The 10,214-nt window shown below is 31.8% G+C and carries 8 protein-coding genes and 4 tRNA genes; all 12 read left to right on the top strand.

Going from position 1 to position 10,214, the window contains the following annotated elements:
* The first annotated feature begins 428 nt into the window (after window positions 1-428).
* The gene (locus B5D41_RS13705) at window positions 429-788 is read left to right on the top strand and encodes a S1 RNA-binding domain-containing protein (protein ID WP_078811190.1); all 360 of its coding nucleotides are present in this window, start codon (window positions 429-431) and stop codon (window positions 786-788) included.
* Window positions 789-909: 121 nt separating this feature from the next.
* Window positions 910-1,473, top strand: a complete 564-nt coding sequence (locus B5D41_RS13700; RefSeq protein WP_078811189.1) for a DUF501 domain-containing protein — start codon at window positions 910-912, stop codon at window positions 1,471-1,473.
* A 61-nt stretch (window positions 1,474-1,534) separates the two neighbouring features.
* The gene (locus B5D41_RS13695) at window positions 1,535-2,431 is read left to right on the top strand and encodes a Ppx/GppA phosphatase family protein (RefSeq protein WP_078811188.1); all 897 of its coding nucleotides are present in this window, start codon (window positions 1,535-1,537) and stop codon (window positions 2,429-2,431) included.
* A 137-nt stretch (window positions 2,432-2,568) separates the two neighbouring features.
* Window positions 2,569-2,658: transfer RNA gene (locus B5D41_RS13690), tRNA-Leu, on the top strand.
* A gap of 10 nt (window positions 2,659-2,668) precedes the next feature.
* Window positions 2,669-2,745: transfer RNA gene (locus B5D41_RS13685), tRNA-Met, on the top strand.
* Between the two features lie 16 nt (window positions 2,746-2,761).
* Window positions 2,762-2,838: transfer RNA gene (locus B5D41_RS13680), tRNA-Met, on the top strand.
* Window positions 2,839-2,892: 54 nt separating this feature from the next.
* Window positions 2,893-2,969 (top strand) — tRNA-Met (locus tag B5D41_RS13675).
* A 210-nt stretch (window positions 2,970-3,179) separates the two neighbouring features.
* The gene (gene spoIIE / locus B5D41_RS13670; RefSeq protein WP_078811187.1) at window positions 3,180-5,615 is read left to right on the top strand and encodes a stage II sporulation protein E; all 2,436 of its coding nucleotides are present in this window, start codon (window positions 3,180-3,182) and stop codon (window positions 5,613-5,615) included.
* Between the two features lie 121 nt (window positions 5,616-5,736).
* The gene (gene tilS / locus B5D41_RS13665; protein ID WP_159442971.1) at window positions 5,737-7,161 is read left to right on the top strand and encodes a tRNA lysidine(34) synthetase TilS; all 1,425 of its coding nucleotides are present in this window, start codon (window positions 5,737-5,739) and stop codon (window positions 7,159-7,161) included.
* On the top strand, window positions 7,162-7,716 hold the full coding sequence (hpt, locus tag B5D41_RS13660; protein WP_078811185.1) for a hypoxanthine phosphoribosyltransferase: 555 nt from the start codon (window positions 7,162-7,164) through the stop codon (window positions 7,714-7,716). It abuts the gene before it with no gap.
* 110 nt (window positions 7,717-7,826) lie between these two features.
* Window positions 7,827-9,767, top strand: coding sequence for an ATP-dependent zinc metalloprotease FtsH (gene ftsH, locus B5D41_RS13655; protein ID WP_078811184.1), 1,941 nt, complete (start codon window positions 7,827-7,829; stop codon window positions 9,765-9,767).
* Window positions 9,768-9,997: 230 nt separating this feature from the next.
* The coding region (locus tag B5D41_RS13650; protein WP_143555697.1) for a helix-turn-helix domain-containing protein at window positions 9,998-10,214 on the top strand (217 nt) is incomplete at its 3' end.

Below are 10,214 nucleotides of genomic sequence, written 5' to 3'. Positions count from 1 at the left end.
TAATTTTATTCTAAATACCACAGTAAAATCAGATACAATTTTAATTGTTTTCCTTAGCTGAAGATTATAAAATATTTTTTAGATCAGTACAAGGATAAAGGCTTTGCCCGTGCTATCGCACGTCCTTGACAGATTTAAAAAATATATTTTGAGTATTTGTAGGGAAAACAAATGAATTATTATTTAAAGTATTGATATATAATTATTATAGATAAGCAGATCATTTATTTTTATGTAAAATTTTGGATAAATAAACAGAGGACAATTTTTTTAGAAAAACCGTGCATTTAACCTTGCAATTCTCACAATGAATTTTTAATATGGCTTTATTTGACACTAATAAAAATATACGTTATAATAGTAGTAATTAGTGTAAGTCAGTTTACACTTGTAAAACTTTAATTTCTAAGAGGAGGAATTTTTAAAGTATGTCAATCGATGTTGGAAGTGTTGTAGAAGGAGTAGTAACTGGGATAACAAACTTTGGAGCGTTTATAGAGTTATCTGGGGGTGAAACTGGATTAGTTCATATTTCAGAAATAGCTGATACTTATGTTAAGGATGTAAATGATTATCTGAAAATGAATGAAAAGATTAAGGTAAAGGTTATTTCCATTGATAATGATGGAAAGATAGGCTTGTCTATTAAGCAATTAGATGATGCAAACAAAAAGGCTCCTAAGGTACCTTTTGAAGATCAAATGAAACAATTTATTAAGGAAAGCGATGAACGTCAGCAAGATTTAAAGAAGAGTATTGAATCTAAACGTGGTGGTTCACGTTATTAATAAATATATATAATTTAGATTTATAATTATTGTTGCCAACACCCTCTAATTTTAGAGGGTGTTTATTTATGGGTAAATCATGAAATACTATAGGGTATCAATTAGTTATGAGGTGAGATATATGGTAAAAGAATATACTGAAGAAGATTTAGAGGTTATTATAAGACAGTTAGGTAGAGAACCGCGAGGATTAGTTAAAATTGCCAAAAGGTGCAAACATGGTTATCCTCAAATATTGGTTACTTATCCAATCTATGATAAGGAAGATGATATTGGGATCTTTCCTACTACCTACTGGTTAAGCTGTCCTGAATTAATAGATAGAATTTCAGAATTAGAATCTGAAGGATTAATTAAAGAAATCCAAGAAAAGATAATTAGTGATAAAAATAAATTTGCAGAGTTATTATCTGTATATAAAGATTATGCACAGAAGAGAATAGATTTATTAACTGAAGATGACCTTCAGAATATAAAAGATAATTTTCCAGGGCGTTGGAAAGTTATTTCAGAATCAGGGGTAGGAGGAATCATGGAAAAAGAAGGTATTAAATGTTTGCATACTCAATATGCCGATTATTTAATTAATCAAAAGAATCCAGTAGGAAGAGTAATTAACCAATTATTAACTGAGCGATTTACTAATTCATGTACAGAGGAATGCAATTGTTATTGTAGTGGGTAATGGGCACTGAGTAACCTGTGTCATTCATTGTTATTTAAAATAGAAAAAGGGGTAAATAGAGATGAAAAGAATGGCAGCTATTGATATTGGGACTAATTCTACTAGATTACTGATTGGAAGACTTTTGGAGACTGGGCAGATTAGGCCATTGGTTACAGAGTTGAGAACTACTCGACTAGGAGATGGCGTCGATGCTTCTCGTTCTTTAAAAGGTGAAGCTATGAATAGAGTTATTAAAGCCTTAAAAGAGTATAAAGAATTAATTAATCAACAAAAATTAGATAAGGTAAGGGTAGTAGCTACTAGCGCAGTTAGAGATTCATCTAATCAACGTGAGTTCATAAAGAAAGTAAAAATCGAAACCGGCTTAGAGGTAGATGTAATTAGTGGAGAGGAAGAAGCAGAATTATCATATCTAGGTGTAATTAAAGGATTATCTAATTCGCTTTTAGATGCTAATTTAGTCATCGATATTGGCGGTGGTAGTACAGAATTCATCTTTGGTTCAAAAAATGAAATTAAAGAACGAAGAAGTATTGATGTTGGAGCAGTGAGAATGACAGAAAAATTTGAAGAAGTAGAGCAAAGACGAGATTTAATTGTTAGAGAGTTATTTTCTATTACTGAAAGATTTCAAAATAAGTCAAAGATATTATTAGGAGTTGGAGGTACTATAACTACTTTAGCAGCAATTGATCAGAATTTAGCTATTTATAATCGAAATAAAGTACATGGTTATTCACTTGGATTTCCGACAGTTAAAAAAATATTTTTAGATTTAAAAGCAAAGACTATTTCTGAAAGGAAGAAGGTTACGGGGTTGCAGCCTAAGCGAGCTGATATTATTGTAGCAGGAATCCAAATCTTATTGGAAATTATGGAACGATTAGGTAAAAAAGAGGTTGTAGTTAGTGAATCTGACATATTAGATGGTATTATATATGAATATTATAAATAGAAGAATGAAAGAGTAATGAATAGCTTTTAAGATATAATCATTGATAATCATATTTAATCTGCAGTTTAGATTATTGACCTATAGAAGAATATATAATATACTTATTGATGTCGTCAGCGAATTGGACGATTTTTTTAGCCGGGGTGGCGGAATTGGCAGACGCATCGGACTTAAAATCCGATGGGCCTTTAGTGCCCGTGTGGGTTCGAGTCCCACCCCCGGCACCATTTATTTTATCGCGGGGTAGAGCAGTCTGGTAGCTCGTCGGGCTCATAATCCGGAGGCCATCGGTTCGAATCCGATCCCCGCAACCAAAATTCATTCAAATGTGGCGATGTAGCTCAGTTGGCTAGAGCATACGGTTCATACCCGTAGTGTCCGGGGTTCAAATCCCTGCGTCGCCACCATTTTATATTTATTTACAATAAAATTCATTATTTAAACTAAGAACTTTTTAACGTGGCGATGTAGCTCAGTTGGCTAGAGCATACGGTTCATACCCGTAGTGTCCGGGGTTCAAATCCCTGCGTCGCCACCATTTTTATATCTAATTTTAAATGTCATATTTTATCTTATGTGGACACTCTGTTGAGAAGAGTGTTATTTTTTTGTCTAAGTTCTGGAATAATTTGTAATAAAAAAATGAACGATCATCTAGATAAAACGACAAATCTTCTCTGGAAAAAAATGTATAATATAATTTACAGTCATTCATTTATAACTGTAAATTTCAGAGGAGGTTATTAAAATGTTAGCAGAAACAGACCTGCCAACTTATAAGAGGTTAGGCAATGAAGGGAAGACAGGTATTTCAGGATTAGGAGAATTAGTTAAAAAAATGTTTTTAGAGCTTGATATCTTACATATAATTTATTTATGTGCAGGATTAATAATTGGACGAGCTTCCTTATCTAATGAATTATTACCTTTTGGTTTATCCTTTTTAGGGCTTGCAATTTATCAGAAAATTTATAAAAAAGAAAAGTGGAGTAGGATTGTTTTATTTATTTTAAGTGTTTATATTGGGTATTATACAATTTTAGGCTGGAGTTGGTTACTAGGGAAATATTTATTATCTAGTCTATTATTTAGCTTGAGTGCTGTATATCTTTTAGGTAATCAACCCAAAGTTTCTAAAGTAAAGTTTGCGGCTTTAAATGGAGGGGTATTATTAGGATTAGAGATTATTAATTTATTCTTATCGTCTAATACTTTATATAATAATTTAACATATTTATTAGGAGCTATTTTAGTAGGGATTTTAACTCTAATTTTAATTAAAGGCTTATCACCATTATTTTGGAATGAATCTAAGCAGAATTTAAAAGAGATAAATATTTTAGCATTATTAATTACATTTTCAACTATAATTATTGGATTACCTAATATTAGTATAGGGGTTATAAATTTATCTAGAACATTTAGTAATTTAGTAATCTTGATGATAGCGCTTAGTGGAGGAAGCTCTGTAGCGACTATAGTAGGTGTTGTCATAGGTGTTTTTTACAGTATTTCTAATCTATATATTATTGAATTAACAGGGCTTTATGCATTAACCGGTTTAATCAGTGGAAACTTTAAAAAAGAAGGTAAAGCAGGAGTGGTAACAGGGTTTATCTTAACAGTGCTACTTTATACTATATTTTTAATAGATATTAATAGTATTAATTCAATTATTGCAGAATCTTTATTAGCCGGAGGTATTCTTTTCTTAATTCCTAAACGATTCATTTGTCTGTTAGAGGATTGGATTCCAGGAGTAGCTAATTATAATGATATGAGTTATGAGCAAGAGGTTAAGCAAAAAGTGATGGGGCGGATAAACGAAATATCTGATGTCTTTAAAGAACTGTCTAATAATTTTGAGAAAATTAATGCTAGTAATTCGAGTCAGGATAATAATTTAGAAGAATTATTAAGTATAATTACTAACCAAATATGTGTAAAGTGTGAGTATTATAATATTTGTTGGGAACAAGATTTCTTTAAAACTTATCAACGTGCCATTGAAGTTTTATCTATCGCTGAGAAACAAGGAAGGATTTTACCTGAAAGAGTAAATAAAGTGATGCAACAAGATTGTAAATCACCAATTAAATTTAGTGAAACTGTTAATAGATTCTTAGAAAGATATGAGACTAATAATTTCTGGCAACAGAAATTAACAGATAGTAAAGAAGTAATAGGAAATCAATTATTAGGAGTGTCTCAGCTTTTAGAGGAAATGGCAGTTAGCTTAGAGGTTGACACTAAATTTGATAATAATTTAGAAGAAGTAATTCAGAGCCAATTAGAGTCTCGTGGAATATTCATTAAGAAAGTAGCGATAGATGGAACTAAAGATGATATGCAAATTTCTTTAAATAAAAGTGCTTGTTCTGGTGAACAGGAATGTATAAAACAGGTTATCCCGGTTCTAAATCAAGCACTAGATCAAAGTTTGAAAATAGGATGGAGTAGGTGTGGTGGAAGTCTAGGAGAAGAGTCTTGTTCATTAGAGATAGTCCCAGATAATAGTTATTGGGTTGAGACAGGAGTTGCTCAGGTAAGTCCAAATCATAAAGAAGTTTCTGGAGATGATTATAAAGTAGTAGATATAGATAATAAAGAGATTGTATCTATTATAAGTGATGGTATGGGAAGTGGAAAGCGTGCAGCTTTAGAAAGTCAAACTACAGTTAAGCTTTTAGAAAAGTTAATTTCAGTTGGGTTTGATAAGAAATTGGCAATCAAGATTGTAAATTCTACATTGCTATTAAGATCTACTGAAGAAGTATTTGCTACTGTGGACATAAATGCTATTGATTGTTATACTGGACAAGCTGAATTTATTAAAGTTGGGTCAGTGCCTACTTTTATTAAACGAAATGACAGAAGAGTAGATATAATTAAAAATTCTTCTTTACCAATAGGAATTATAGATAATATAGATATAGATTTAATTCAGAGTTTACAGCTTACACCAGGTGATATGATCGTAATGGTAACAGATGGTGTTTTAGATTCACATGGAGATGGTATCAAGCAGGAAGAATGGATGATGCGGTTATTAAGAAACAATTTAATCAATGATCCTCAATCTTTAGCGGAATATATTTTACAGCAAGCTGTTGAAGCTAAACCTAAAATTAGTGATGATATGACGGTATTAGTTACAAAATTGAATGGATATCAAAATAAATAGGTCATTTAAGAAGGAAAGAAAGAAGTTTTGTCGAAAGAAATATTTTGAACCCACTTATAAAGTATATTTTAAGATTGACAAGATAATCCTAAGTTATATATTGATAATTAAAGGAGTTAAGATGAATTTATTTAATAAAGTTAAAGAAAGCATAAAGAAATATAATCTATTAGCTAAAGGAGATAAAGTTATAGTTAGTGTTTCAGGTGGTCCTGATTCATTAACATTATTACATATCCTGTGGCGATTACAATCAGACTTCAATTTGGGATTGCATGTGTTTCATTTAGACCATATGTTTAGGGGAGAAGAGTCTAAAGCAGATGCTGAATATGTAGCAGAGTTTTCGGAGGAGTTAGGGATACCTGTAACTATTAAGGAGTATGATGTGCCAGGTTATATTAAAAAAAGGGGCTTATCTAAACAAGCTGCTGCTCGTAAGATTCGTTATGAACTTTGCACAGAATTAGCTAATAAGGTACAGGCAGATAAAATAGCTATAGGTCAACACGCTGATGACCAGGCAGAGACAGTACTAATGAATTTTTTACGAGGGTCAGGCTTAGAAGGTTTAGGAGGAATCGAGCCTATTAGAGATGAGATGTTTATTAGACCCTTATTAGAAGTTTGGCGAAGTGATATTGAAGATTATTGTCAAGAATATAATTTTAGGCCACGTATAGATAGTTCAAATTTAAAACCAATATATCGTAGAAATAAAATTAGGTTAGAATTATTGCCTTATTTAGCTGATGAGTTTAATGGATCAATTAAAGAGAACTTAAATAGGATGGCTAATATTTTAAGGGTTGAAAATTCTTTTTTAAACGAGTATACTATAGAGAAGTACAAAAAAATAGTAGTTAGCTATGATAAAGATGAATTATTATTAGATTTAGGGTCTTTATCAAATTTAGAATTAGCGATTAGAAGAAGAGTAATTAGGCAAGCTATTGGTGATTTTTGTGGTGGTAAGCGTGATTATTACTTTCATCACGTCAAGCAGATAGAAGAATTAATTACAGATGGTGAGACAGGAAAAAGATTACAGCTACCAGAAGGTTTACGAATCGAAAGAAGTTATAATGCTTTAAGGTTTTTTTGGCAAGGGACAAATTCATTAAAAAGTCATCGATTTGTACAAGTATATTCTATTCCTGGACAATATAAAGTAGAAGAGTTAGGAATTAAGGTTGATTTAGAGATCATACCTAAAGATGATAATTGGCAAGAGAAGCTAAGAAATTCTAATGAATTATACTTAGACTATGAATTAATAGGTAATGAATTTAAAATTAGGAATAGGAGAGATGGTGATAGATTTCAACCATTAGGAATGAAAGGTAATAAGAAGATAAAAGATTTTTTAATTGATGAAAAAGTTCCTAGAAGAATGAGGGATCAGATTCCTATTTTATCAACTGTAAGTGATGAAATATTTGCAGTTGGTAAATTAAGAATTAATGATAAATTTAAAATTACAGATTACACAGAAAGAATTTTAACTTTAGATATTAATAAAGCTGAAGAAGGAGGAAGTAATTAAGTGAAAACTGAATTAGAAGATAATAAAGTTGATGAAATTTTAATTAATGCAGAGCAATTAAGTAAAAGAATTGCAGAGTTAGGAACTGAAATTACTGCTGATTATGACGCTGATGATGAAGTTGTAATGGTAGGTATTCTACGAGGCGGGATAATGTTTATGGCCGATCTTGCAAGACATGTGGATTTGCCGGTTATTTTTGATTTTATGGATGTTTCAAGTTATGAAGGAACAGAATCTTCTGGAGTTGTTAGGGTTATTAAAGACTTAGAAGAAAATATTGAAAATAAGAATGTTTTGATTGTAGAAGACATAATAGATACTGGGTTGACCTTAAAGCATGTTGTTGACTTTTTAGAAACTAGAGATCCAGCTAGCATTAGGGTTTGTACTCTATTAGATAAACCTGAGCGTAGAACTGAAAAACAAGTAGAGGTTGATTATAATGGGTTTGAGATCCCAGATAAATTTGTAGTAGGTTATGGTTTAGACTATAATGAAAAATATCGAAATGTACCCTATATCTTTGTTCTAAAACCAGAGGTTTATGAGTAAATCTTATATAGGAAATAATTTATAAAGATTAGTTTCTTGCTAGAATTTAATTTTTGTGGTATAATAACTAATTGTGATAAGATAGATATTATAGAAGGGAGGATTAATTGTTGAATAAATTTTCGAAGAATATAGGCTTTTATCTAATAATAATTGCTGTAGCCTTCTTGATAGCACAGTTTTTTATTAGTCCTGCCTCTGTTAAACAGGATTTGAGTTATAGTGAATTTATCAAGATGGTTGAAACAGGGAAGTTAGACAAAGTTACTATTGTAGGCCAAGAGTTAATTAGAGGAAAAACTCCTGGAGGTAAAGAGTTTGAAATAAATATTCCTGGAACAGTTAGGAAAATAGAGCAGATTTTGCAAGATAATGAGGTAGTTATTAAGACGGAACCGGCGCCGGAACCGCCTTGGTGGATGAGTATACTAGGGTATCTACTACCATTAGTTTTAATTTTTGGTTTTTGGTTCTTTATTATGCAGCGAATGCAAGGTGGCGGTAATAAGGTAATGTCCTTTGGCAAGAACAAAGCTCGACGTCATGATGAAGATGAGGAAAAAAGGGTTACCTTTGATGATGTAGCAAATTATGAGGAAATAAAAGAAGAATTATTAGAGGTTGTTGAATTTCTAAAATCACCAGAGAAGTTTAGCAAATTAGGAGCTGAAATACCAAAAGGAGTCTTATTAGTTGGGCCACCAGGAACTGGTAAAACTTTAATGGCTAGGGCTGTAGCTGGTGAAGCTGGAGTGCCATTCTTTATTATAAGTGGTTCAGACTTTGTAGAAATGTTTGTTGGAGTTGGTGCTTCCCGAGTAAGAGACTTATTTGAACAGGGTAAAGAAAATGCTCCTTGTATTATCTTTATTGATGAATTAGATGCAGTAGGAAGACAACGTGGTGCTGGACTTGGTGGTGGGCATGATGAAAGAGAACAGACATTAAATCAGCTATTAGTTGAAATGGATGGCTTTGAACCAAATGAAGGTATTATTTTAATGGCTGCTACTAATAGACCAGATGTTTTAGATCCTGCTTTATTAAGACCTGGACGTTTTGATAGACAGGTAGTTGTTGATAAGCCGGACTATAAAGGTAGAAAAGGAGTATTAGAGATTCACGTTAAGAATAAGCCATTGAATGATGATGTGAACTTAGATGTGTTAGCTAAAAGAACTCCTGGTTTCACAGGTGCGGATATGGAGAATTTAGCTAATGAAGCTGCTATTCTAACTGCTAGAAGAGATAAGAAAAAGATAGGAATGATAGAATTTGATGATGCTATTGACCGAGTGATTGCTGGGCCTCAGAAGAAGAGTAGAGTAATTAGTGGTAAAGAAAAGGATATAGTTTCTTATCATGAAACTGGTCATGCACTTTTAGGTGAGTTATTGGAGAATGCAGATTCAACTCATAAAGTCACTATTATTCCACGCGGTAGAGCTGGTGGATTTACTATTAATCTACCAGAGGCTGATAAAAACTATGTGACTAAATCTGAGTTAAGCGATAAAGCAACTGCGCTCTTAGGAGGACGTGTAGCTGAAGAAGTCTTTTTAAATGATATTAGTACAGGTGCTCAAAATGACTTAGAAAGGGCAACTAAGATTGTACGAAGTATGGTTACTGAGTATGGTATGAGTGAAAAACTAGGACCATTAACTTTAGGTCAAAAAAATAATGACCAGGTCTTTTTAGGTCGCGATATATCTAGAAGTAGAAATTATAGTGAAGAAGTAGCAGCAATTATCGATCAAGAAGTAAAAGTAATGATTGAGAGTGCTTATAATAAAGCTAAAAGAATTTTAAGTGAAAATGATGAGATGGTTGAAAAAATGGTTAAAGAACTCAAAGAGAAAGAGACTTTAGTTTCAAGTGATATTAAACAAATCATTGCTGAATTTAAGGATGATTATGAGTATGATCCAGATGATAAAGAGGTAGAATATGCAAATGCGAGAGCCAGTGATGATGAAAAAAATGATGATTTTCAGTCAGATTCAGATAATAGTACAGATAGTAGAATTAACATTAATTTAACAAGATAATTATGAGGATTAAAGGAGATAGCTTTTTAGCTATCTCCTTTTTTTAGTCATAAATTCTATTTCTTTAGAATATAATTTGGTAAAAGTTTCTAAATAAAGTTAATTAAGGAGATTAGATTGGATTTGGTGCATTGTATAATTAAATGCACGGGCTAATAAAAAAATGACACATACTTGTTCCTCTGATAAAATGTTAAGTAACCACACTTAAACATTAAGGAGGCACAAATATGCGTCAAAGTAATTATATCATAGAAAGAGAAAAAGGGAAACATTTAAAACTAGGAGCTCGTAAGATTATTGCTCATTTATATAATAAGCAAAATAAAAATTATAGTGAAATAGCCCGAGAAATGAACTGTCATAGGACAACAATAAGCCGAGAAATAAAAAAGGGTTTAACTACTTTTAAAAACGCAGATTGGTCTGATAGAGAAGTTTATGTGC

It is taken from the genome of Selenihalanaerobacter shriftii (assembly GCF_900167185.1).
Classification (GTDB): Bacteria; Bacillota; Halanaerobiia; order Halobacteroidales; family Acetohalobiaceae; genus Selenihalanaerobacter; species Selenihalanaerobacter shriftii.
The sequence above is the reverse complement of the archived record's forward strand: the minus strand, read 5'-3'. Positions and strand labels throughout refer to the sequence as shown.